Source organism: Kangiella spongicola (genome assembly GCF_003194565.2).
Lineage (GTDB): Bacteria > Pseudomonadota > Gammaproteobacteria > Enterobacterales > Kangiellaceae > Kangiella > Kangiella spongicola.
Map to the genome: position 1 here is coordinate 292,089 of NZ_QICH01000002.1, position 23,934 is coordinate 316,022.

Genomic DNA, 23,934 nt, shown 5'->3' on the forward strand with positions numbered 1-23,934 from the left:
ATAAATTCAGGATGTTACGTAGCACATTCATCACATTAGTCTTACTGACTTGGGGCGCCTTGGCTTTTGCACAGGAGCGCCCCGATGAAGCTTTTTCTGCCCAACTAAAAAAGTTAATGGAGCAGGAAAATCACTTTGCTGATAAGTATGATGCTACCGTTTGGATGAAAGACATGGAAGGTCGACTGAATAGACGCGCACCACACATCCCTGAAGCCGAGCGCTTAGAAATCCTGTCGCTAGTTCACCGCTACGCTAATAAAGCTGGCGTTGATCCTCAGTTGGTGTTGGCGATTATGGAAGTCGAAAGTAATTTTGATCGTTACGCACTTTCTGTCGCAAACGCTAGAGGCTTGATGCAAATCATGCCATTCTGGAAAAAAGAAATTGGTCATCCTGACGATTCATTATTCGATATGGAAACGAATATTCGCTATGGATGCTACATTCTAAAGCTTTACATCGATAAAGAAAAAAATAATCTCACCTATGCCTTAGGGCGCTATAACGGCTCTCGCGGACGCGCAAAATATCCTAATAAGGTTTACGCGGCTCTTCGCAAACGCTGGGCGCTGTAGCAATGGTTGATAGCAAAATTGCTAACGATCAGCTCGATGATAATTCGGCGGGGTTGATACTTTCTGGCGGTGGCGCCAGAGCGGCTTACCAGGCCGGCGTTTTAAAAGCAGTCAACCAGATACTAGGTAAACCCAAACGCTCCCCTTTCAAAATTATAACGGGAACTTCTGCAGGTGCCATTAACGCAGCAGCCATGGCGAGCAATAGCCACCAATTCGATTATGGCGCTAAGCGACTAGAGGAAATTTGGGCAAACTTCAGGCCAGAGCAAGTCTACGAAACAAGTCTTAGCACCCTCAGTAAAAACGCTTTTCGATGGTTGTGGAATATTTTTAGACCTAGCCATCACTTAAAGCAGCCCTTGTCTTTACTCGACAATACGCCTTTAAAAAAGCTATTAGAAAGCGTTATACGGTTCGATGATATTGAAAAAAACCACCAAGCAGGGCTGTTAAGAGCGGTTTGTACGACCTGTTATAACTACAACACTGGTAACTCTGTGAGCTTTTTTCAGGGACACCCTGACTTAATTGAGTGGAAGCGTTTTCGTCGTTACGGCCGAGTGAGCAAGCTTGGCGTAGAGCATCTTCTAGCCTCATCGGCGATTCCGATGGTATTCCCCTCGCAACAGATTGGTGATGAGCACTTTGGTGATGGCTCACTGCGTTTCTTAACGCCATTAAGCCCCGCACTCCACCTTGGTGCAGATAAGTTGTTTGTGGTTACCGTTAAGCCATTGCGAGGCGAGCCTGAGCATAAAACCTCGATACCTACGGTTGGCGATATTGGTGGTCATTTATTCGATAGTGTATTTATCGACAGCTTAGAAAGCGACATAGAGCGGCTGATGCGAGTCAACTCTTTAATGGCGCATATTCCTGAATCTGACATCGTTCGTGAACAACTGCCTTTAAAACAAGTCGACACTTTTATCATTTCGCCTAGCATCGAGCCTGCTGAACTGGCTGGCCAATACTTTAAGAATTTGCCAAAAGGCTTACGCTTTTTCTTTAAACGCATAGGCGTTGATGGTGAGGATGGAAACGGAATTTTGAGCTACCTACTTTTCGACAAAGGTTTTACTCGCCACCTCATCGAGCTTGGCTATAATGACGCCATGAAGCAAGAAACGAATATTAAAGCGTTTTTTAATACTAGCCAATCATGAACAACTTCCAGTCTTTCTTTGAGCTTTACGACAAGCAGTCAGCCCCTTTTATGCACACAATGGTGCAGGACTATGCAAGCCGCAAACCCTTTGCCGGTATGACCATTGCGCACAATGTTCCCTTGACGCAAACAACTCTTCTGAAAATTGCCTGTCTTAAAGCATCGGGCGCTACGGTTACCGTAACCAACCCCAGCTTTGTTAAGGAATCGGCACTGGCGATTGAAACCCTGACTTATGAAGGTGTTCAGTATAAACCCCTCGATCAACTTGAAGGTTGTTTCGATTTCTTGTTGGACTGCGGTGCAGAGCTTATCAAAAGCTGCCAAGCCAATCGCGGCATCGTCGAGTTGACCCGAACCGGCGCCATGCATTATGAAAAATTACAAAGTTCGGAAGTTCCGATTATATCCGTGGATGATACCCGCCTTAAATCACTAGAGACCTGCTTAGGGACTGGTGAAGGTGTCTATCGTGCAATTACTGAGCTGCATGGGAAGCCTGACGCAGATACAAAAATTTTAATTTTCGGCTTTGGTAAAGTCGGCACTGGAATCGCTTACTACTTTTCACAAAAGACACCCAATATCACTGTGGTCGATATGCTTCCTGAAAGGCTCGAGCAAATAAACTCCAGAGGTTATAAAGCTGTTTCAGCGGAGTTGCCACGACAGGTTGAAGCTGCGATTAAGAAAGCTGACATTATAATTACGGCAACAGGAATTAAGAACTTACTCAGTCTTAGTTATAAGAAAGAATGGTTTGGCAATAAAGTATTGGCTAACGCCGGCGCAGAAGATGAGTTTGGTTTTAACTTTAGCGATAGCGAGGTTTTAGCCAACAAAAAGCCCGTGAACTTTGCCTTACAAGAACCGACTTTAATGCCTTTTTTAGATCCAATTTTCTATGCCCATAATTTAGCCATAGAAGATGCACTTCAGGATAAAACACCTGGTTTTAGACCTTTAAATAAAAAAGATGACCAAAGGATTGTGCAACAGTGGGCAAGGCTTCATGGTTGGGGTCTGGAAGAGCTAGATAAAACCTTTTAAGTGCTCTGAATAAACCGCTCTTACTTCATCATTCAGTTTAATCAGAAGTAATTGTTCTCTTTGCCAAGCCGGGAACTTTTGTTCTTGTAAGTAGTTTTTTAGACTAGTACTTTGGCGTGCGTTCTTTTTTCTAAAGCGCTCACCACCACGGCGCAAACTTACTACAAGACTCTCCCCCATAAGCTCTGGGTAATGGGTCTTTAGCCACTCTGCTGTAATAGTGATGCCATCAGCTACTTGTAGATCTTTTTTACCGTTCCATGCCGTGTCTTGGAGCTTTTTATGATTACTCGAGCTATGATTACTCGAGCTATGTTGAGGCAGCCAAACTAAATGATCTTGATGACGTCGAATACTACCTTGTTTAAATTCAATCATCGGTTGCGCATCAGTTTCCGCCTCTAACATCTGTGACAAAAGCTGCTTTAACACTCTAACGCTTGGCATACCAAGTCCAAGCCTCTCAAACCAATAACGAATCAGGCTATTCTGGCGGACTTCTGACAATTTCCTTAACACTTCAACCGATAAACCTTTGCCTTCGGTATAGCAAGATTCCCAATCTTCCTGCGCCCGCTCCTCAACGATAGCTTGCGTATCCGCTTGTAGCTGACTCACTCGTGAAAGCGTGGCTGTTAGCTGTGGCCACTCTTGCTCCAACAAAGGAATGACACGGTGTCTCACAAAGTTGCGACGGTGCTGAGTATCAAGGTTCGAAGGGTCGTCTACAAAGCTTAATTGATGCTCTTTGCAATACTCCAATACCTCAGCCTTAGAAACTGACAGTAGCGGTCGAGCGTGGTATCCCTCAGAAAATGAGGTGATGTGAGGCATAGCCGACAAACCTTTGGGCCCTGCGCCTCTAAAGAGTTGTAGTAATAAGGTTTCAGCTTGGTCGTCCTGATGATGTCCAGTTAATAAACATTGCCCACTATCAATAACTTCTGAAAACGCTTGATAACGCGCCTTGCGCGCTGAGTTTTCTAAACTCGCTGCTTTTTGATCAACCTCAACGGCTATTACTTCAAAATCCACACCAAGCTCCTGACTCCAATTCTGACAGAAGTCAGCCCACTGATCAGACACAGCCTGTAGCTGGTGATTAACATAGATCGCTTTTAATTTGTCTTTGGGGTATTGCGAAGAAATAGCGTGTAGCAAAACCACTGAGTCGGCGCCACCACTCAATGCGATGGTAAAGCTCTGACTGTGATCAGTGTTCGGGGCTTTCGAGGAATTTTTTTGAGAAAAAAATTGAGCCAAAAACGTCGAAATAGCAACGCTTACTGGCTCTTGTTTAGACATTGAGTGTGCGAGAGTTCATTAGCTTTCGGCGACTTCACCGAAGCTCATAAACTTATCAAAACGCTGCTGTAACAAAGTCTCTCTGTCCAGTGCTTCAACACTTTCCAGGTCTTTGATTAACTGCGCTTTTAACGTTTTGCTCATATCAATATAGTTACGGTGCGCACCACCTAAAGGCTCTTTGATAATATTATCAATTAAGCCAAGCTCTTTAATACGGTCGGCGGTAATACCCATCGCTTCAGCAGCTTCCTCAGCTTTTTCAGCACTTTTCCAAAGAATTGACGCGCAACCTTCAGGAGAAATTACCGAGTAAGTCGAGTACTCAAGCATATTCATTTTGTCGCCAACACCGATACCTAAAGCACCGCCAGAACCACCTTCACCAATGACGGTTACGATAATTGGAGTTTTCAATCGAGCAATCAATTTCAAGTTACGAGCAATCGCTTCACTCTGACCACGTTCTTCAGCACCGCGACCAGGGAATGCACCAGGAGTATCCACGAAGGTGAAAACTGGTAGGTCAAAGCGCTCCGCCATTTCCATCAAGCGTTTCGCTTTACGATAACCTTCTGGGCGAGACATACCAAAGTTATGCTTAATTTTAGCTTTGGTATCTCGACCTTTTTGATGTCCAATGACCATACATGGCTTGCCATCTAAACGCGCTAAACCACCAACGATTGAAGCATCATCGGCAAAAGCACGGTCACCAGCCAACTCGTCAAAATCATCAAACACATGCTCAATATAGTCACGGGTATAAGGGCGCTGTGGATGACGGGCGAGTTGCGCCACTTGCCATGCGGATAAGTCCGAAAAGATTTTATTGGTCAAATCTTTAGACTTCTTTTTTAAGCGATCAATTTCTTCGCTGATGTTAATTTCAGAATCTTCGCCTGTTAAGCGTAATTCATCAATCTGCGCCTCAAGCTCTGCAATCGGGCGTTCAAAATCCAAAAAGTTCAAACTCATGCCTATTCAACTGGTTATTTATGGCGTAATTTCTCTATTCTAACCCAAAATCATAAGCTTATAAAAGGTAACTTTGCATACTCTATCAACTGGTCGGTACACTGTATTAAATTCGGGCAAACAGTTGTTTAACTACTGGGCGTCAGTTTCTTCCGCAGGAGGCAAATAGCGGTAATGCCCTACTATTCGATAATCAAACAAGACATCTTCTAGCTTAGGGCCAAGCCCTATGTTGTGCACAATCATGTAATTATCGCTCTTGGCAGACTTTTTATTGCTGACAATACCTATGTGTGGCAAGCCGCCCGCTAAGCGCCAGCTGACAATATCCCCTGGTAAATAATCTTTGGCATCATCCGTTATCGCTAAGGTTTGCCCATGACGCTCAAAAAAGCGTTCTAAGTTTGGTACTCTGCGATGGTCAATATTGGTATCAGGACGCTTTAACCCCCAGTTTTTAGGGTATTGCGCAAAATTAGCCTTCATATCCTCATGCACCAATTGTTGTAGATCTAAACCTAATTTCCGATAACTACGTACGACGACATCAGTACAAACGCCAATATTTTCAGGTACATCCCCCATGGGGTAGTCAATTTTGCGATAAGAGCCTTCGTAGATAACGTGATGATTAGTTCTATCCAGCGCGGCGCTAACCAAGTTTGCACTAGTTATTTCAGCTAGGTTGTCACTTGATTCTGACGCAGGCGTTTCAGTAAGTACGAAGCTTGAACTTAAAGCCAAAGAAAAGGTTAAAACTGATAGTTGCTTCCAAGTCATTATCACAATATATATCCTTTGTTGTAATTTACTAATTCTTATTAATGTTAAAAACCATATACCAATTATGACTTTTCATTTGAAGACTGGTTCCCAATAAGCTTACCAACTAATATTTAGTTCCGATTTTGGCTAACCAGTTATCAAAATAGTGATAGCATAAGGCCATGAATGACCGCACACTTCCTACAACTGATAGTTACCAGAAGGCACGTTTAGCGCGCGATGCTCGCTATGACGGTAAATTCTTTGTGGCCGTAAAAACCACCAAAATTTATTGTCGCCCAATTTGTCCAGCAAACCCGCCTAAAGAAGATAATGTGCTTTATTACCCCAGCGCCGCCCAAGCTCAAGAGGCAGGCTTTCGCCCTTGTTTACGCTGTCGCCCGGAAACTGCACCGAACTCCTCTGCCTGGCTCGGCAGTGAAGCCATTTTGCGCAAAGCCATGCAACGTATTCAGTCCGGGGCTTTAAACACTCAGTCTATTGAGCAGTTCAGTGAATCACTGGGGATCAGCGATCGTTACTTACGGAAAATATTCCAACAACATTTAGGCATGTCGCCACAAAGTTACGCCAATCATTTGCGCCTGATGTTAGCAAAACAGCTACTTCAACAAACGCAACTACCGATTACAGACATAGCGCTGAGTTCTGGCTTTAATAGCGTTCGGCGCTTTAATGATAGTTTCAAGAACACCATGAGACTTTCGCCTAGCGAACTTCGACAAAAATCCAGCAGTGATAGCGATGAGTCTTTAACTATAGAGCTAAAACTGCATTACCGACCGCCTTATAACTGGTCACAAATGCAGCAGTTCCTCAAGCAGCGCGAACTGACGGCTATCGAAACAGTGACCGACAATAGTTACAGTCGAACCTTTACTTTAAATCAGACTAGTGGCTTCTTTTGCTCTACTCATGAGGCTCAGAAGCACCGTTTTCATGTCAGCATTGAGCTAAGCGATAACACACAGCTAATGCCGGTGATTGCAAAGATTAAAACTGTGCTCGACCTCGACAGCGACGTAATCACCATTGAGCAACACTTGGCAAAAGACACAAAACTCAAGTCCGCACTGACAAAAGGACTGCGTCTTCCGGCTTGCTGGAATACTTTTGATGCTGGAATAAAAGCTATTCTAGGGCAACAAGTTTCGGTTAAGGCCGCCTATGGTCATGCTCAGCAACTTATCGAGCGTGTTGGCAGTCGCTACAACGAACGCTATCAATTATTCCCCACTCCGAAGCAAGTTATGCAAGCCGATCTTAGTTTTTTAAAGATGCCTCACAAGCGAAAACAAACCCTGACTGACTTTGCCGCTTGGTTCGTCGAGTCCGAACGGAGCCATCAAAGCATCGATTTGGCTGATATTCTTGATATTAAAGGGATAGGGCCTTGGAGTTACGAATACATAAAGCTTCGCAGTGGCCAAGATAGCGACGCTTTCCCCGCCAAAGATTTAGGGGTGCTAAAAGCGCTTAAAGCCCACGATATAACTGAAACTGATCATTGGAGTCCATGGCGCAGTTATGCCACGCTCCACCTTTGGAACTCGCTATAAAGAGTGATTTATATTCTATGACCACTTACTGCCAACAGATGACATGCCCATTCGGTACTATCCACCTTTACGCCAGCGAGCAACATTTAAAAGCATTGCTCTTTAAGCCATGGGCTAAAGTTCAAACTCACGAAGTAATAAACTCCTCAAATCCAGTTCTTGATATCACCATGTCACAGCTCGAAGAATATTTTCTAGGCACACGGCAAACCTTCGACATCCCTTTAGAGCCTAGTGGAACTGAGTTCCAACAAAAAGTGTGGCAGACGCTTCAAGGAATACCTTTTGGTGAAACTTGGAACTATGGCCAGCTGGCCGAAGCTATTGGCAATAAAAACGCCAGCCGAGCAGTAGGCGCAGCTAATGGCAAAAACCCCATATCCATCATAGTACCCTGCCACCGCGTGATTGGTGCTAACGGAACGCTAACTGGGTATGCTGGCGGACTAACAGCCAAAGAGTGGTTACTCAAACACGAAGGCCGGAAGGGCTAAAATACGAGGTTTTCGAATTAGCTAAGGTCAGTGTAGAGGCCCATTCACCCCAATAAATTATCATTGTAGATGATGGGGTATGGCTCACGTGTTGTCTAATCTAGACTATACAATTGACAACCCAGTGACAATACAGCAAACAAATTCTTTAGTACATCATTCGAGAGCGTGATCGTTTTATATGTTTAATAAACAATACCCACATCCTTTTTCTCAATAACAAGTCGTTATACCATAGTTGCTATAGCAAGATATTCGGTTATTTCTTTCCGCTGCACGCGCTTGCCTCTCTGCAGCTTGAGCCATTCGTTTTTGATAGTGCAATTGCTCTTGAATTTTTCGTTGCTCTGATTGTGTACGTGCTACTTCTTTAAATTTTTCCAATTTTTCATTATATTCTTTTTTAGCAATCTTAAAAGAGTCTTGAAACTGATTACGCCACACACATATTTTATTTGAAATACCTTTATCAAGCCCAGTGATTTTGTGCTTACCATTACATGCAAGATATAAATACTCTCTTTCCATCTTTTTTGCTCTTTCGATATTGCTAGAAGCGACTCTTAGCATTTCTTTCGTTTCTTTTAGCTTTTCCATGATTAGTGACAAATACTCTGGAGGCAACTTAACTGTCTCATATCCACCTTCACTTAACCTAAAGTGACGAACCACACCCGCAACCGAGGAGGCTATAACATATCCCACAGCTTTCATTGTTTTACTATCTAAAGTATCATATATAGAAATTGGGTAATTTGGGTCATTGATAACTGCCAATTCCTCTGTTTCCTGATATCTATATACAACACTATTACTTTTGTTAAACGTTGTCCTTCTAAAGCTAAATGGATTCCAGTTCATAGCATACAAAGAGTTAGCATTCTTTATATAGCCTAAGCTGTAGTTAATGCTAAAATTGCCAGGCTGATCATTAATTTCTTCTAAAAAATATGATTGTGTATCCTTTTGTTCTCTATAACTATAGGATACTTTTTTATGAACAAAATCATATGTCACCGCAGGCGACATCTCTAATTTCCCATCTTCTTTATAGATAGTAATTTCTTCCACATGGTGTGTATCTGAAATAGCGATGTCTCTTCCCAACCCATACGCGTAACCATTTTTACATTGACCATCCCAATAAGAGCGAAAATTCCTTCTATTAAGCTGTTCTTGAGTGGTTGGTAACTTACACGGAATCAACTTGTTAACTGGCTGAGTATATAAAGGTAGCTGTTTTTTTTGATGGTTAGTTTTTAGCCTTTCCTGCGCTTGGATAAATGAAAGGGCTTCATCTGGTGGTATTGATGGTGTTGTTGTACAACCTGAAAGCATTGTAATTATAAGTGCAACTGTTGCAATGCAAGTAATTTTCATAGTTATCCCTGTTAACGGTTTTCTTTCCTGAGTCTAGCTAGCTCAAAAATTTAACTTTAAACATACATATTAAGCATATACATTACTTTATAATTATTGACTTTTAATGGCAAGCTTGATTTTTTTGTGGCTGTACTGTATTTATTTACACATCAAAATACTTCTTTTAACCGTCTATTTACTAATAATATCTACAGAGTTTAGTATAGGGTGTGTCACACCCGATATTCATAGACTCTATTTAACAATACAATGAAGCCCAGAAAAACTAGTTTTATGTCAGCACTGGACTTAGCAATGACGCACAGCCAATGCCAGTTATCTCGCGAACATAATAGCCAAGCTTGATTTTAAAAAAGCCTAACAAACGTAAACAAACCCTGACTAATTTTGCCGCTTAGCTTGTCAAGTTCAACATATAATATATCTTCCTCCAGAAGAGTTTAAGGCAGATTAATATCCTTAGACTTTTGCCACTACTAAAAGCCACATAGCCAATACCGGAACAAAGTTGATGGTGAACACTAATCCTCTCAATCGGACATCCCTCGTTATGATCTGAGCCAAGCTATGGGCAATGCGTCCAGCAACAAACACCCAAGCCAACCAAACCTGCACAGAGTCAACCACACTACCCTGACAAATTAATAACACGCACACCACATAAAAGAGTAGCGGCCACTCGAATTGATTCGACAAATTCGCACTAATCCGTGGTTCAACCTCAGCCCAAGACTCTTTCCTAGACTGAATAAAACCCCACACCGCAGGTGCTCGCACTAACGTAAGCAAAACATATAGGAAAGCCACCCACAAAACGTGAGCGAACATTGGGTAGAGTAATAAGTTAGTATTCATAGTTGCACTTTATGACCACATTCAATTTTTTACAAGTGGTGCCCCTTTCCCTTAGGAGCTAGCCGAATGATAAATAGTTATAGCGCAAATTAGGCAGGATGCCTAATTTAGCTAAGACGAAACAGGGAGGTTTCGTTTAGCGGCGCGTGAGTAACTGTTTAGAGTGAGGGAAGCACAAAGTGCCTAGCGACTGGGTGCCCTTTCTTTTGGTTCGTTTTCTTTGGGCATGCAAACGACCAAAGGAAGTGCCTTTAGGTAGAAAATGAACAAACAATACTCAGGCATCTAAGTATATAAAGTAGCTAAATCAATTGCTTGCAACCATTATACGAAATGACTTCATGAGATTGCCACGCCATTACATGGCTCGCAATGACAATTTATGGTTAATACTCTACCTTTGCCTCTACGCACCCGGGAATATGCTTCAGTGCAAATACTAAGGCGTCAGCTGGTTGTACTGCCCATTCGGGGGATAATTTAAAATCAGCGGCAAGTTTCGCTTGTTGGTATTGGAGGTTCACAACCACAGGGCAACTTCCGTCTTTATGCTGATTAAGCTTTTCATGGAGCTCAGTCATAGTATCTGGCCCAATGATGGTGTCCGAAACAGTAATTACAATTTTCTTGCAGTATTGCTCACGCGCTTGCTCGAAGGATAAAACGCTATTGGCGCTAACGCTAGTGCCACCAGAGTAATCATCATGGCGCGCTTCGCCATCAATCACAACCACGCTGTCTTTGGTTAAAACATCACGATAGCGCTCGAACGTTTCGGCATAAACCGTGACATCACAACGTCCTGATTTATCGTCGATGGTTAGGATCCCCATCTTGTCGCCACGTTTTGTGGTCATCACTCGCATGGCGATAATTAACCCTGAAACACGTGCGGTTCTGCCGCGTCCGGTTGGCTGCAAGTCGCGCAAACGGGTAACACTCATCTGCTGAATTTCTGGCACGTAACGGTCGATTGGGTGACCGGTTAAGTAGAGCCCAAGGGTATCTTTTTCGCCTTGAAGCACCTGCTCATCAGTCCAAGGTCTGACTCGTACGTACTGGTGCTGTTCGCTCGCAGTTGTGGCGACGACACTACCAAACAAGTCGTCCTGCCCTACCGCTTGGCTTTTATTAAATTGCTCAGCCGCCTTTATCGCCTCGTCTAAAGAAGCCATTAATGTGGCACGATTTGGGCCAAGTTGGTCCAGCGCACCAGCGCGGATTAGTGACTCAAGAACACGCCGGTTCGCTTTTTTAAGATCGACTCGACTACAGAAATCGAATAAGTCTTCATAAGGACCGTTAGCTTCGCGCTCAGTGACGATGCTTTCGATCGCGCCTTCACCGACGCCTTTGATCGCGCCGATGCCATAAACGATACGCCCCTCTTCGTCTACCGAGAAGCGATATTGCCCTTTGTTGACGTCCGGTGGTGTGATCGTAATACCCTGCATCTCAGCGTCTTCAACATAGGTTACAACCTTGTCGGTATTATCCATGTCAGACGACATTACAGCCGCCATAAAGGATGCTGGATGATGCGTTTTCAGCCAAGCGGTTTGATACGCAACAAGAGCATAAGCCGCTGAGTGCGACTTGTTGAAACCATAACCCGCAAACTTTTCAACCAAGTCGAAAATCTTCATGGCTAGATCGCCATCGACACCATTTTTCTCGGCACCCTCTTTAAAGATGCTACGCTGCTTCTCCATCTCCTCGGCTTTTTTCTTACCCATAGCACGACGCAAAATATCCGCGCCACCGAGCGAGTAGCCCGCCAAGACCTGTGCAATCTGCATCACCTGCTCTTGGTACAAAATAATACCGTAGGTTGGTTCAAGAATTTCTTTTAGCCATTCATGCTGATAATCAGGATGTGGGTAAGAGACCTTATCCAAACCATGCTTACGGCGAATAAAGTCATCAACCATGCCCGACTGAAGTGGACCGGGACGAAATAGCGCTACCAAAGCAATAATATCTTCAAAGCGGTTAGGCTTAAGGCGCTTGATCAAGTCCTTCATACCACGCGACTCAAGCTGGAATACGGCTGTGGTATTAGCTTCTTGTAGAAGCTTAAAAACTTGTGGGTCTTCGGTATCAATACGAGTAATATCGACCGGCTCTTCACCTTTCTTCTGCAAGATGTTGTTGGTCGTTTCTAAAGCCCAATCAATGATGGTAAGCGTTCGCAAACCCAAGAAGTCAAACTTTACAAGACCCGCACTTTCAACATCGTCCTTATCAAACTGGGTTACCACGTTGGCGCCAGTTTCATCACAATATAGAGGTGCGAACTCCTCGAGATCACCTGGCGCTATAACAACACCACCAGCGTGCTTACCCGCGTTTCGTTTGACGCCTTCAAGCTTACGTGCCAAATCCCAGACTTCACGGAAATCTTCATCGACCTCATACATACGCACGAGCTCAGGCTCTTGCTCATAAGCTTTTTCTAGTGTCATGCCCACTTCGAAAGGAATCAACTTAGCGATTTTATCGACAAAGCCATAGGGATGACTTAAAACACGACCAACGTCGCGGATTACCGCTTTCGCCGCCATGGTACCGAACGTGATGATCTGAGACACACTGTTTCGACCGTAACGTTCCGCCACATAATCAATTACGCGATCACGGCCTTCCATACAGAAGTCGACATCGAAGTCAGGCATCGAAACACGCTCAGGGTTCAAGAATCTCTCGAAAAGAAGATCGAATTCTAGCGGATCAAGATCGGTAATCTTCATGGCGTATGCGACTAAAGAACCTGCACCGGAACCACGTCCCGGCCCAACTGGTACACCGTTGTCCTTCGACCACTGGATAAAGTCACCAACAATTAAGAAGTAGCCTGGGAAGCCCATAGAGTTGATAACGTCGAGTTCAATCTGTAAACGCTCATCGTAGGGCTTTCGAATTTCGGCGAAGTTTTCAGCATTGCGGTCATACAGGTGATCAAGTCTTTCTTCTAGGCCTTCTTTGGCCACATGCTCAAAATATTGATCAATGGTCATGCCATCTGGAATAGGGAAATCCGGCAAGAAATACTCACCTAAGCGTAAGTCCATATTACAGCGCTTGGCAATTTCTACTGTATTTTCAATGGCTTCCGGAATATCGTCGAACAAGTCCAGCATTTCTTGCTCTGTGCGTAAATATTGCTGATTTGAATATTCACGAGGGCGACGAGGATCAGCCAACACTCGGCCTTGGTTAATGCAGACACGAGCCTCGTGCGCATCAAAATCTTCTTTTTCAAGGAATCGCACGTCGTTTGTGGCGACCACTGGCGTTCCTGAGCCTTGGGCTAGACCGATAACTTGGTGAATATATTCGTTTTCGTTAGGGCGGCCGGTTCTTTGTAATTCAAGGTAGAATCGATTCGAGAAATGATGATTCCAAAAACCTAAAAATTCTGCGGCCTTGTCCATCTTGCCTGCTAATACAGCTTTGCCAATATCCCCTTCTTTGCCACCAGAAAGGATAATCAAATCTTTATAGAGCTCGACCAACCACTCTTTTTTGATTAATGGCAATCCGCGGTGTTGGTTTTTTAGATAAGCACGAGAAATTAGATATTTTAAGTTGAGATAACCATCTGTAGTCATGCACAAAGCAGTCACTCGAAAATAGTCATCCTCATCACTCGGATCTTGGATTAATAAATCCGCACCGGCGATTGGTTTTACTCCCGAGTTAACAGCGGTCGAGTAGAACTTGACCAAACCACACATATTCATTTGGTCGGTCATAGCGATTGCAGGCGCTCGCTGCTCAACACATTCATTCAGCAGAGGCTTTACTCTAACGAGGCTATCAACCATAGAGTATTCAGTATGAACTTTTAAATGAATAAAGCGAGGTGCCATATCGTCAAAGTACCGTCTTTGTTTTAGTATTAGTGGTAAATGCTGGTTTAAATTTAGCTTGTTTCAAGCAAGTTTAACGTGCTTAGTATTAACAATACCTACTTCATTATAAGGAGGTCGCTGCGCCTTTGCAGTAATATTCTTCTGTAAAAGCTCTCAGTTTCAACCGAGTTACTTATAAACTCAACTGTCTTTGCACTGGCGCATAGGATTTGCGATGAATTTCGGTAATGCCAAGGGCCATGATTGCCTCACGGTGTTGCTTCGTCGGATAGCCCTTATGCTTGGCAAAACCATAGCCGGGGTACTTCTCATCCATCTCAACCATTTCATTGTCTCGCGCCACTTTGGCCAAAATTGAAGCTGCGCTAATCGCGGGCTCTTTACTATCTCCCTTAATGATGGCCTCCATAGCGCAGTCCAGTTGCGGGCAGTGATTACCATCGATCAGGGCAAGTTCAGGCTGATGAGATAACGATTTGACACTACGTTTCATCGCTAGCAAGCTTGCTTGCAGAATATTAAGTTTATCGATCTCTTCAACTTCTGCTCGACAGATTGACCAAGCCAGAGCCTTTTCCATAATTTCTTCTGATAAAGCTTGGCGTCGCTTCTCGGTAAGTTTTTTCGAGTCAGCTAAACCCTCAATAGGTTTGTTAGGATCGAGGATAACAGCTGCTGCAACCACAGGGCCTGCCAATGGTCCTCGACCTACCTCATCAACTCCAGCGACAAGTAACGGACGTTCTCTAAGTTTATCTATCATCGATTAACTTCCTGTTGTCTCAGACCGTTTTCAGACCACCAATGCTCAATCGAGTTAGCGGCATAAACATTCGCATCTTTTTTCAAGGTTTTATGCCATTTCATAAATTCTTCATGAACTTGCGACCAGCGCTGACCATTACTATGCTCATCTTCCCCAATCCAAGCTCGAACCTCGGCAAACAAATTATCAGGTGTGCAGTCTTCCTGAATTAACTCTGGTAATAAACTTTGCTTCGATAGTAAGTTAGGAATTGCAAAAGTGTCTATTGTTAGCAACTTTTTAAACACTTTATAGCTAATTGGCCCAACTTTGTAAGCAACAACCGTAGGGCGTTTAATCAGCATCGCTTCCAAGGTCGCTGTTCCTGAGGCCATAACAATATAATCAGAGGCTGCCATGGCCAGCCTTGACTGTCCATCAATAAGGGTAATTTTAGGTAGCTCGCCGTGCTTAGCTTTGCCTATATCTAGCTGTTGCTCAAACTGGTGCTTTCGCTTGTCATTAGTCATTGGAGCTACGAACTGAATCTCTGGATAAAACTTTTTCAGAAGCACGGCCATATCGATAAAGTCTTGGCCAAGCAGTTTCATCTCTGAACCACGACTGCCAGGCATAAGGCATACAATTTGGGCTTCTTCATCGAGTGATAATTGTTGACGAGCTTCCTTCTTGTTCGATTCAAGCGGTACCTCATCAGCAAGCGGGTGGCCTACACAAAAATTATCAATGGCATGATGCTGGTAAATATCTTGCTCGAATGGAAATAAGCACAGCATTAAATCCACAGCTTTTTTGATTTTGTGGATACGCTTTGGTCGCCAAGCCCATACTGATGGACTAACGTAATGAATGGTCTTAATACCTTGGCTTTTTAGCTTCTTTTCTAAGCCAATATTAAACTCAGGCGCATCAATGCCGATAAATAAGTCTGGCTTTGTATCAATCCAATAACGCGCTAGATCAGCACGTAACTTTAGAAGTTCAGGCAACTTCTTTAAGATTGGTAACAGACCCATCACAGACAGTGATTCCATTGGGTATAGGCTTGCACAGCCTTCTTTTTGCATTAACGGGCCAGCAATACCTTCGAACACAGCATTAGGGTATTTTTTTTTAAGTTCAGAAATTAATCCTGCACCTAAAATATCGCCGGAGGCTTCTCCGGCGACAATTGCAATTCTTTGTATCGGTTTTACAGGAAGCATTTTCGCCTCTCTATCTTAAGATGCCACGCTCAACTGACTCTAAAAAGCTGATCAAATAGTCTACATTATCATCATCAAGTAGTGACATTTCAGCAATAGCTTCATCAATCTTCAAAGACTTGCGATACAGGAAGCGATAAGATTTTTTCAGCGCACTAATTGATTCGGCCGAAAAACCACGACGCTTTAGGCCTTCGGCATTTAGCCCATAAGGCGCATTTTCTGCAACCAAAACAAATGGCGGAATGTCCTTACTGATAGCGCAATCCATGCCAACAAAAGCATGATCACCGATCTTACAGAACTGATGAATTTTAGCGAAACCCGATAGGATGACAAAGTTGCCGACTTTCACATGCCCAGCCAAAGTAGCGTTATTAGACATGATAATGTCGTCACCCAAAATACAGTCGTGTGCAATATGGGTATAGGCCATAAACCAGCCATTATTGCCGATTCGCGTCTCACCACGATCTTGTATCGTACCGCGATGCACTGTACAGCATTCACGGAACACGTTGCCGTCACCAATAATGGTTTTGGTTGGCTCGCCTGAGTACTTCTTATCTTGGTTTTCCTCACCGATCGAAGAAAACTGATAAAAACGATTATTCTTACCAATCTCGGTGTGAGATCCAATAACAACATGTGGACCTATTACCGTGCCCTCTCCAATTGATGTCTCAGCACCAATAATAGAATAAGGGCCGATTTCGACGTTATCAGCAATTTTAGCTGTTGGGTCAATGATAGCGGTCTTATGAATCACACTAAGTCCTTACGCAATATCTTTACGAGCACACATTAATTCAGCAGAGCAAACAACTTTACCGTCAACAGTTGCTTGCGCTTTAAACTTCCACATGTCTCGCTTACGTTTTATGACTTCAACTTCCATTAGCAACTGATCACCAGGCTCCACCGGCTTCTTAAATCGAGCGTTATCGATACCTACAAAGTAATACAAGGAATCTTCGCTTGGCAAGTCTTCGGTGGTTTTAAAAGCAAGTATGCCCGTCGCTTGAGCTAGTGCTTCTAACATTAAAACACCTGGAAACACAGGACGGTGCGGGAAATGACCTGGGAAAAAAGGCTCATTCACCGTCACATTTTTAATCGCAGTTAGCTTCTCACCTGCTGTGTAGTCAAGCACTCTGTCAATTAACAGAAAAGGATAGCGGTGAGGCAAGTGTTGCATCACTTCGTAGATATCCATGCTATTTAATTCGTTTGGCTGTTTATTATCACTCATTATCGGTTTCTCTATCTTGTTTCAGCTGAAGCAACTCTTTCTCAAGCTGTTTCATTTTACGCCACATAGTATCCAACTGACGGAAGCGAATTGCACTTTTCTGCCAGTCTTTATTATCTTGATGGGTGGTACCAGATGAGTAGGCACCAGGCTTTGTAATCGACTTATTGACAAAGGTTGTAGCTGTAATATGTGCTTTGTCACAAATCGTTAAGTGTCCTAAAATACTGACACGCCCTGCTATTGTACAATATTTTCCAATTTTGGCACTGCCCGCGATAGCTGTACAACCCGCTATGGCAGTGTAGTCTCCAATCGTCACATTATGAGCCACATGGATATGATTATCCAGTTTGACTCCCTTGCCGATGGATGTGTTTTCTAAAGCGCCGCGATCAATCGCTGTATGAGCACCAATTTCGACTTCATCGCCAATGACAACACCGCCCACTTGAGGGATCTTGACCCACTGACCTTTGTCATGTGCATAACCAAAACCGTCCGAGCCAATCACCACATTTGCGTGGATAATGCAGTCTTTTCCTAAAGTAACACCATGGTATAAAACTGCATTAGGATAGATTCGAGTGTTAGAGCCTATGTTACTGTTTTGTCCAATATAGACACCTGACTCGATAATGCAGTCATCTCCAATACTGACCCCAGCCTCGATGGTAACATTTGGCCCTATATAAACATTTTCGCCAATCTTTGCTGCCTCATCGATACTCGCACTAGCGCTGACGTTTGCATGTGGTTTTGGTGTAGAGTCAAATATTTGTGCTGCTCTAGCAAATCCTAAGTAGGGATCGGCCATGATTAGCAGGTTACCAGATGTTTTCTCAGCAACTTCAGGCGTCACAATAAGAGCTGAAGCAGAAGAGCTTTCAATCTTAGCAATGTACTTAGGATCATTGATAAAGCTGATATGATTTTTTTCAGCCGTATCTAACGGCGAAACCGCAGTTATAACTAACTGCGGCTCTCCCTTTAACTCAGCACCAATAGACTGAGCTATGTCTTGAAGTGTTTTTTGCAAAACGACTCCTTAAATAACTATAAGATAATTACTTCGCTAATTCTTGCAAAACCTGCTCTGAAACGTCTTTCACAGAAGGGCCCATATATAGCACAGCACGGCGGTTTAATAACATATTGTAACCACCTTGTTTAGCGATTTTCTCAACAGCTTGCTGCAGATTTTGACCTACTTTGCGCATTTCTTCTTGGCTACGACGCTGGAAATCTTCTTTATATGCTTCTTCTTTAAGTTTGAAGTCAGAAGTGCGCTTCTTAAGTTCACGCTCTTTTTTAGTACGTTGTGACTCAGACATAGTCCTAGCGTTGTTCACAAACTCAGTACGATCGTCTTCTAATTTTTTGAACTCTCTTTCAAGCTGACTTTTTCGCCCGTCAAACTCTTTCTTAAGGATTTCGCCAATTGCTTCACGCTCAGGCGATTTAGCCATAATATAGTTAGTATCGATAACAGCAATTTTTAACTCTGCGCTTGCTAGCGCTGGTAACATTGAAAGGCTTACAAATAGTGCAATTACTAGTTTTTTCAAAATAAAATCTCCAAAAATTTAATTAAAATGTTTTACCGATATTGAATGTAAAGGTTTCAGTATCATCGTAAGGCTCGTTCTTAAGCGGTCGAGACACACTAAACTGTAATGGTGCAAATGGTGAGTACCATTGTAACGATACACCGTATGACGCACGGAAATTACTAGCATCACCAAAATCTGGGACGAAACCTAACACACTATTACCATCAATTTGTAGCCCTTCGAAACGGCTACGATCGAACTCAGTATCCCATACATTACCGGCATCCACAAAGAAGCTAGTCCTTACATTTGAACTATCCTCAATAAATGGTGTTGGGAAGATTAGTTCAAAAGTATTGATTGCTTTGGCGTTACCGCCTATCGAATATCGACTGACAGCAATTCGATCAAACTCTTCTGGTAAATAAACATCCGTATTACCAGCTCCGGGGATAGGGTTCGGTACTGTAATTGAGGACCTTATACGTTGTATATCTCTTGGTCCGACAGTATTTCCTTCGAAGCCTCTCAATGAGTTGCTTCCACCCGCATAAAAGTTCGAGAAATACGGTAAAGCAGGGGTATCTCCCAAACCTTCACCATATGCTAAAGTACCTCGCCATGAGAAAATCCAGTCATTATCCTCGTTGATCGGTATATATAAACCGTAATCATAGGTAGCTTTATAAAACTCAAGATCTCCAATCTCAGTACCAACCTCAAGATTCCATCTATGATCTACGCCTTTAGAAGGGAAAATAGCTCTGTTAAGAGTATTGTATCTAAAGCCTGTATTCACAGATACGATATCAAAATCGACTTCGGAGTCTGATCTTGCATTAGCTCCAAGAAGGCTAAAGAAGTCAATTACACGCTGAGAACTAGTAATTGGTGATGTTAATGAGTTCTTAGAAACTCTTGCACCGGCGCTGAAGCTAGAAAATTCGCCAGTAGGGAAATATAGCGTCGAGCCCAAAGCGATAGTATCAAGACTTTGAGCAATTAGGTTCAATTTCCCGTAGTCCGTTTCACTGTAATTTAAACTGGTATTTAAACCGATACCACTTTGAGTGAAATAGTTATCGGTATAACTTATATTCGCACTTTTTACGGCTTTATTAGTGCTTATACCAATTGCTGCTGAGTTACCCGATCCCATAAAATTCTTATGAGATAGTTCACCGTTGATGCTGAGACCATAAAAGTCGTTATAGCCAAATCCACCACTTATTTGGGCGGCATTTCGCTCTTTAACTGTAAAGCTTACCTCTGCGCGATCAGTGGTTCCCTCTTTCTTAACTGTATCAACTTTAACGTCTTCTATGAATGCAAGCCTTTGTAGTCTTAACTTTGAGCGTTCTACTAGTGCAGAGGATAATGCGCCACCTTCTAGCACTCGAGACTCTCGTCTTAAAACGTTTTCATCGGTAGTTACATTCCCTTCAAATGATACTTTATCAACGTAATAGCGCTCACCTGGGTCAACAAATACTGTAAGTTTCGCTTCTGAAGTATCACCATCTACCTCAGAAATAGTCCTTACTTCTGCAAAGGCATAGCCATATAAACCAAGGACCTGTTTGATTTGCTCTTCGGCAAAGGTCATAGCAGCAGCAGAATAAACGTCACCGCTTTTTAATGGAATGAGGCCTCGTATCACATCTTCATTTATCGTAAAGTCACCAAGGATATCAATGCTAGAGACGTTATAAATTTCACCTTCAGTTATTCCAATGGTGATATAAATATCTTCAGCATCTTCAGACAAAGAGATGTTGGTCGAGTCGATAGAGAACTTCAAATAACCACGATCTTTATAATAAGAAGTTAAAGTTTCTAAATCCTTTTCTAGAGTCGTACTCGAGTACTTATTATCATCAGTAATAAAGGTGAACATCCCCCCGGTGCTTAATTCGAATTGAGATATTAACTCTTGGTCAGAGTAAATATTATTACCAATTAAATTAAACTCTTTGATACGGGCAGAGCCACCCTCTTTAATCGTTATACGCAACTGCACGCGATTGCGGGAAAGTTCGACAATTTTCTTTTCGACATCAAGGTGGTAATGGCCATTAGAGTAATACTGGTTAGCTATTTCTTGTTCAATTTTATCGAGGACGAAACTATTTAGTACTTCCCCCTTTGCGATGCCAGCACTTTTCATCCCGTCAAGCAGCATCTCAGTTTTTAATACTTTATTACCATCTAAAATGATATCAGAGATAATAGGACGCTCTGCTACTATAACTTTTAAGGTTGAACCTTCTTTTTCTAGTTTTACAAAGTCAAAGTTACCTGAGCTATATACTGCTCTAACAACAGAAGGCGCACGCGAATCATCTATAGTTTCGCCTACTCGAATTGGCAGCTCAGTAAAAAAAGTTCCCAGTGAAATTCGTTGTAGTCCTTCAACTTCAATATCTTTAACTACAAAGGGCTCGATGGCTTGAGCTTTAGAAAATAATCCCGCTAAAACTAATGCAGTTACCGTTTTTCTTATCAAATGCATCTAATCTTGTCTCTATTGGTTTATTCGGTCTATATCAAAAAATAGCGCTACGGCCATTAACGTAAGCAGTAATATGATGCCAACACGCATCCCAAGTTCCATAATTCTTTCAGAAACTGGTTTTCCCCGGACCAACTCGGCTAAATAATACATCAAATGCCCACCATCGAGCATGGGGATCGGGAGTAGATTAACAAAGCCCAAGTTGACGCTTATCATAGCGAGATAAAGCAAGAATGCAACCATCCCCGCCTGTGCGGTTTGCCCCGCGCCCTGTGCGATTCCTACAGGTCCGCCAAGATTTTTCACTGAGAGCTTTCCGGTAACCAACTTACCAAGAAAGCTGGTGATTCGCTCCATCATCCGCCAGGTTTCTTGCGAGCCTTTGCCAAGAGCCTCAAAGAAGCCATAATGAATCGTGTTATAGCCCACGAAACCGGCGCTCACGCCAATAATTCCGGAGGAGTCACCATTCACTCCTTCTCTGCTCTCTGGCGTCAAGTTTAGCGAGAGAGGCTGATTATCTCGCAGTAAAGTAACCGTTATAGGCGTATTGGCGTTTTGCTCAATCATATCGCCTATCAGGCTCCAATACGGAGTATCTTGGCCATTTATGCTCACGATCTGGTCACCAACTTTAATCCCTGCTTTTTCCGCTGGCATCCCTTCAGCCACCATTCCTATTATCGCCGGACCATCATAAGCGCCAAAGTCGACGCCCAGCGCTTTAAATAAATCCTTCTGCTCGTCTGGCTCTTGCCACTGACTAATATCTAAAGTAATGGTTTGGATATCTTGTCCTACAGGCATAACCACCACTTCTAACTGCTTGTCATCGCCGATATGGTCTAAAAAGGCGAATAAGGTATCTTGAGTGCTTTTTACAGACTCCCCACCAACTTCAAGCACTTCACTCTTTGCAGGAAAGCCTGCTTTAGCGGCAGGAGTATTCGGGTAGACTTCATTGACGAAGGGTTTACTAACACTAATCCCCAACATGAAGACAAAAGCGTATATAAGTATTGCCAACAAAAAGTTAGCCATTGGCCCAGCTAAGACGATTAGAATGCGCTTCCATACCGGCTGACGGTTAAAGGCATAGGGTAAATCTTCTTCTGGTACATCACCTTCGCGCTCATCAACGAATTTCACGTATCCGCCTAAGGGTATTGGCGCGATGCAAAACTCGGTACCATGCTTATTAAAGCGGCTCCATAGAGGCTTTCCAAAGCCTACAGAAAAGCGTAACGCTTTCACGCCTAATTTTTTCGCAACCCAATAGTGCCCCCACTCATGGAAGGTCACTAGAACGCCGAGTAAAACTAATAAGCCAAAAATACTCCAAAGAGCTGTGATCACGCTTTGTATCTCCAAGTCATAAATCTAATATTATATTGTCATTTGCTCTACGAGCTTCTGTGCGTGCTCTCGCGCTTCCTTGTCAGCATCCAGCACTGCTTGCAAGGTTAATGCTTCAGCATAACGAGTCGATGTTAGTGTTTGCTGAATCAGCTGGGCTATTTGGGTAAATCCTATTTTGCCACTTAGGAATGCCTCTACCGCGACTTCATTTGCTGCATTCAGTCTTGCAGGGCTGTTGCCCCCGAGCTCCATCGCTTCACTCGCTAAAAGCAAACAAGGGTAACGTTCTTTGGCTGGACGATCAAAGGTCAATTGAGAAATTTCCATAAAATCCAATGGTTTCACACCGGCCTCAATCCTCTCTGGGAAGGCCATAGCGTGTGCTATTGGCGTGCGCATATCGGGATTGCCCATTTGAGCTAGCACTGAACCATCGTTGTAGCGCACCATGGAATGAATAATGCTTTGCGGGTGGAGAACCACTTCTATTTGCTGTGGCTCTACATCAAACAGCCAACAGGCTTCGATAAGCTCCAAGCCTTTGTTCATCATTGTGGCTGAATCAACTGATATTTTACGCCCCATATCCCAGTTTGGGTGAGCGCAAGCTTGTTCAGGCGTTATTGCAGAAAACTCTGATAAATCTTTATTGAGAAAAGGTCCACCTGAACCTGTTAAAACAATATTATGGATACCACACTTATCAATTCCCTGCTCGACAAAGTGTTCAGGCAAGCACTGAAAAATAGCATTATGCTCGCTATCGATTGGTAGCAAAGTCGCACCATTCTTTTTCACCGCATCCATAAAGATAGCGCCAGACATGACCAGAGCTTCCTTATTCGCCAGTAGAATCTTCTTACCCGCTTCAGCGGCGGCTAAGGTTGGCATCAAACCTGCGGCGCCAACAATGGCTGCCATCACAGTGTCTACACTTTGGTGACTCGCTACATAATCTAAGTGCTTAGCGCCATGCAGCACAATAGTATCGAGCTCTTTATCTTCCACGAAAGCTTGGAGCTCATGGGCCAGGTTCGAGTCTAATAAAACGGCATAGGTTGGATGAAACTCTAGGCACTGCTCTTTTAGCTGCTCTAAATTGCGGTTCGCAGTCAGTGCAAAGACTTGATACCTCTCAGGGTGACGGCGAATAACATCTAAGGTACTGGTTCCGATTGAACCGGTTGCGCCGAGAATACAAATCTGTTCGGGCGTATTGTCTGTGGATTGATTCATGCTGATAGCCTAAA

The 23,934-nt window shown here is 43.3% G+C and carries 20 protein-coding genes; 5 read left to right on the forward strand and 15 right to left on the reverse strand.

Going from position 1 to position 23,934, the window contains the following annotated elements:
* The first annotated feature begins 11 nt into the window (after positions 1-11).
* From DL796_RS06970 to DL796_RS06980, 3 genes are read left to right on the forward strand one after another with little or no spacing between them, the layout of a single operon-like run.
* Positions 12-578 carry a transglycosylase SLT domain-containing protein gene (locus tag DL796_RS06970; RefSeq protein ID WP_110200989.1) on the forward strand — a complete coding sequence of 189 codons (567 nt, stop codon included), beginning with the start codon at positions 12-14 and terminating at the stop codon, positions 576-578.
* A gap of 2 nt (positions 579-580) precedes the next feature.
* Positions 581-1,747 (forward strand): patatin-like phospholipase family protein, encoded by a 1,167-nt coding sequence (locus tag DL796_RS06975; protein WP_110200990.1) that lies wholly within the window; start codon positions 581-583, stop codon positions 1,745-1,747.
* On the forward strand, positions 1,744-2,799 hold the full coding sequence (locus tag DL796_RS06980; RefSeq protein WP_110200991.1) for an NAD-binding protein: 1,056 nt from the start codon (positions 1,744-1,746) through the stop codon (positions 2,797-2,799). Before DL796_RS06975 ends, DL796_RS06980 begins: the two co-directional genes overlap by 4 nt.
* Here DL796_RS06980 and tilS read toward each other — a convergent pair.
* The 3 genes from tilS to DL796_RS06995 form a co-directional block, all read right to left on the reverse strand.
* Complete coding sequence (tilS, locus tag DL796_RS06985; RefSeq protein WP_110200992.1) at positions 2,782-4,104, reverse strand: tRNA lysidine(34) synthetase TilS; 1,323 nt, start codon at positions 4,102-4,104, stop codon at positions 2,782-2,784. The two genes, DL796_RS06980 and tilS, sit on opposite strands and share 18 nt — an antisense overlap.
* 18 nt (positions 4,105-4,122) lie before the next feature.
* On the reverse strand, positions 4,123-5,082 hold the full coding sequence (gene accA, locus DL796_RS06990) for an acetyl-CoA carboxylase carboxyl transferase subunit alpha (RefSeq protein ID WP_110200993.1): 960 nt from the start codon (positions 5,080-5,082) through the stop codon (positions 4,123-4,125).
* Positions 5,083-5,214: 132 nt separating this feature from the next.
* On the reverse strand, positions 5,215-5,862 hold the full coding sequence (locus DL796_RS06995) for a DUF1287 domain-containing protein (protein ID WP_110200994.1): 648 nt from the start codon (positions 5,860-5,862) through the stop codon (positions 5,215-5,217).
* Between the two features lie 167 nt (positions 5,863-6,029).
* Between DL796_RS06995 and DL796_RS07000 the strand changes: the two genes are divergently transcribed.
* Positions 6,030-7,427, forward strand: coding sequence for a DNA-3-methyladenine glycosylase 2 family protein (locus DL796_RS07000; protein WP_110200995.1), 1,398 nt, complete (start codon positions 6,030-6,032; stop codon positions 7,425-7,427).
* 17 nt (positions 7,428-7,444) lie between these two features.
* On the forward strand, positions 7,445-7,921 hold the full coding sequence (locus DL796_RS07005) for a methylated-DNA--[protein]-cysteine S-methyltransferase (protein ID WP_110200996.1): 477 nt from the start codon (positions 7,445-7,447) through the stop codon (positions 7,919-7,921).
* Between the two features lie 213 nt (positions 7,922-8,134).
* Here the strand turns inward: DL796_RS07005 and DL796_RS07010 are convergent, their stop codons facing one another.
* The 12 genes from DL796_RS07010 to ispC form a co-directional block, all read right to left on the reverse strand.
* On the reverse strand, positions 8,135-9,301 hold the full coding sequence (locus DL796_RS07010) for a hypothetical protein (protein WP_110200997.1): 1,167 nt from the start codon (positions 9,299-9,301) through the stop codon (positions 8,135-8,137).
* Positions 9,302-9,763: 462 nt separating this feature from the next.
* Positions 9,764-10,159: an MAPEG family protein gene (locus DL796_RS07015; protein WP_110200998.1), complete on the reverse strand. Its 396-nt coding sequence runs from the start codon at positions 10,157-10,159 to the stop codon at positions 9,764-9,766.
* Positions 10,160-10,545: 386 nt separating this feature from the next.
* Positions 10,546-14,031, reverse strand: coding sequence for a DNA polymerase III subunit alpha (dnaE, locus tag DL796_RS07020; protein ID WP_110200999.1), 3,486 nt, complete (start codon positions 14,029-14,031; stop codon positions 10,546-10,548).
* 175 nt (positions 14,032-14,206) lie between these two features.
* Positions 14,207-14,797, reverse strand: a complete 591-nt coding sequence (rnhB, locus tag DL796_RS07025; RefSeq protein WP_110201000.1) for a ribonuclease HII — start codon at positions 14,795-14,797, stop codon at positions 14,207-14,209.
* Positions 14,794-16,005, reverse strand: a complete 1,212-nt coding sequence (gene lpxB / locus DL796_RS07030) for a lipid-A-disaccharide synthase (RefSeq protein ID WP_110201001.1) — start codon at positions 16,003-16,005, stop codon at positions 14,794-14,796. The genes rnhB and lpxB overlap by 4 nt, the downstream gene beginning before the upstream one ends.
* 10 nt (positions 16,006-16,015) lie before the next feature.
* Positions 16,016-16,774, reverse strand: coding sequence for an acyl-ACP--UDP-N-acetylglucosamine O-acyltransferase (lpxA, locus tag DL796_RS07035; RefSeq protein WP_110201002.1), 759 nt, complete (start codon positions 16,772-16,774; stop codon positions 16,016-16,018).
* Between the two features lie 9 nt (positions 16,775-16,783).
* Positions 16,784-17,257, reverse strand: coding sequence for a 3-hydroxyacyl-ACP dehydratase FabZ (gene fabZ, locus DL796_RS07040; RefSeq protein WP_110201003.1), 474 nt, complete (start codon positions 17,255-17,257; stop codon positions 16,784-16,786).
* The gene (gene lpxD / locus DL796_RS07045) at positions 17,250-18,296 is read right to left on the reverse strand and encodes a UDP-3-O-(3-hydroxymyristoyl)glucosamine N-acyltransferase (RefSeq protein WP_110201004.1); all 1,047 of its coding nucleotides are present in this window, start codon (positions 18,294-18,296) and stop codon (positions 17,250-17,252) included. Before lpxD ends, fabZ begins: the two co-directional genes overlap by 8 nt.
* 28 nt (positions 18,297-18,324) lie before the next feature.
* Positions 18,325-18,825 (reverse strand): OmpH family outer membrane protein, encoded by a 501-nt coding sequence (locus DL796_RS07050; RefSeq protein WP_227593007.1) that lies wholly within the window; start codon positions 18,823-18,825, stop codon positions 18,325-18,327.
* Positions 18,826-18,847: 22 nt separating this feature from the next.
* The gene (bamA, locus tag DL796_RS07055) at positions 18,848-21,322 is read right to left on the reverse strand and encodes an outer membrane protein assembly factor BamA (RefSeq protein WP_110201005.1); all 2,475 of its coding nucleotides are present in this window, start codon (positions 21,320-21,322) and stop codon (positions 18,848-18,850) included.
* A gap of 12 nt (positions 21,323-21,334) precedes the next feature.
* Positions 21,335-22,681 carry an RIP metalloprotease RseP gene (gene rseP, locus DL796_RS07060; RefSeq protein WP_110201006.1) on the reverse strand — a complete coding sequence of 449 codons (1,347 nt, stop codon included), beginning with the start codon at positions 22,679-22,681 and terminating at the stop codon, positions 21,335-21,337.
* A 30-nt stretch (positions 22,682-22,711) separates the two neighbouring features.
* Positions 22,712-23,920 (reverse strand): 1-deoxy-D-xylulose-5-phosphate reductoisomerase, encoded by a 1,209-nt coding sequence (gene ispC, locus DL796_RS07065; protein WP_110201007.1) that lies wholly within the window; start codon positions 23,918-23,920, stop codon positions 22,712-22,714.
* Between the last annotated feature and the right edge of the window lie 14 nt (positions 23,921-23,934).

Coding starts and splice junctions, on each gene's coding strand:
- accA (WP_110200993.1), bottom strand. CDS start 5,082: ATGAGTTTGAACTTTTTGGATTTTGAACGCCCGATTGCAGAGCTTGAG.
- lpxB (WP_110201001.1), bottom strand. CDS start 16,005: ATGCTTCCTGTAAAACCGATACAAAGAATTGCAATTGTCGCCGGAGAA.
- ispC (WP_110201007.1), bottom strand. CDS start 23,920: ATGAATCAATCCACAGACAATACGCCCGAACAGATTTGTATTCTCGGC.
- DL796_RS07000 (WP_110200995.1), top strand. CDS start 6,030: ATGAATGACCGCACACTTCCTACAACTGATAGTTACCAGAAGGCACGT.
- fabZ (WP_110201003.1), bottom strand. CDS start 17,257: ATGAGTGATAATAAACAGCCAAACGAATTAAATAGCATGGATATCTAC.
- tilS (WP_110200992.1), bottom strand. CDS start 4,104: ATGTCTAAACAAGAGCCAGTAAGCGTTGCTATTTCGACGTTTTTGGCT.
- DL796_RS06980 (WP_110200991.1), top strand. CDS start 1,744: ATGAACAACTTCCAGTCTTTCTTTGAGCTTTACGACAAGCAGTCAGCC.
- DL796_RS07015 (WP_110200998.1), bottom strand. CDS start 10,159: ATGAATACTAACTTATTACTCTACCCAATGTTCGCTCACGTTTTGTGG.
- DL796_RS06995 (WP_110200994.1), bottom strand. CDS start 5,862: ATGACTTGGAAGCAACTATCAGTTTTAACCTTTTCTTTGGCTTTAAGT.
- DL796_RS06970 (WP_110200989.1), top strand. CDS start 12: ATGTTACGTAGCACATTCATCACATTAGTCTTACTGACTTGGGGCGCC.
- DL796_RS07005 (WP_110200996.1), top strand. CDS start 7,445: ATGACCACTTACTGCCAACAGATGACATGCCCATTCGGTACTATCCAC.
- bamA (WP_110201005.1), bottom strand. CDS start 21,322: ATGCATTTGATAAGAAAAACGGTAACTGCATTAGTTTTAGCGGGATTA.
- DL796_RS07010 (WP_110200997.1), bottom strand. CDS start 9,301: ATGAAAATTACTTGCATTGCAACAGTTGCACTTATAATTACAATGCTT.
- dnaE (WP_110200999.1), bottom strand. CDS start 14,031: ATGGCACCTCGCTTTATTCATTTAAAAGTTCATACTGAATACTCTATG.
- rnhB (WP_110201000.1), bottom strand. CDS start 14,797: ATGATAGATAAACTTAGAGAACGTCCGTTACTTGTCGCTGGAGTTGAT.
- DL796_RS06975 (WP_110200990.1), top strand. CDS start 581: ATGGTTGATAGCAAAATTGCTAACGATCAGCTCGATGATAATTCGGCG.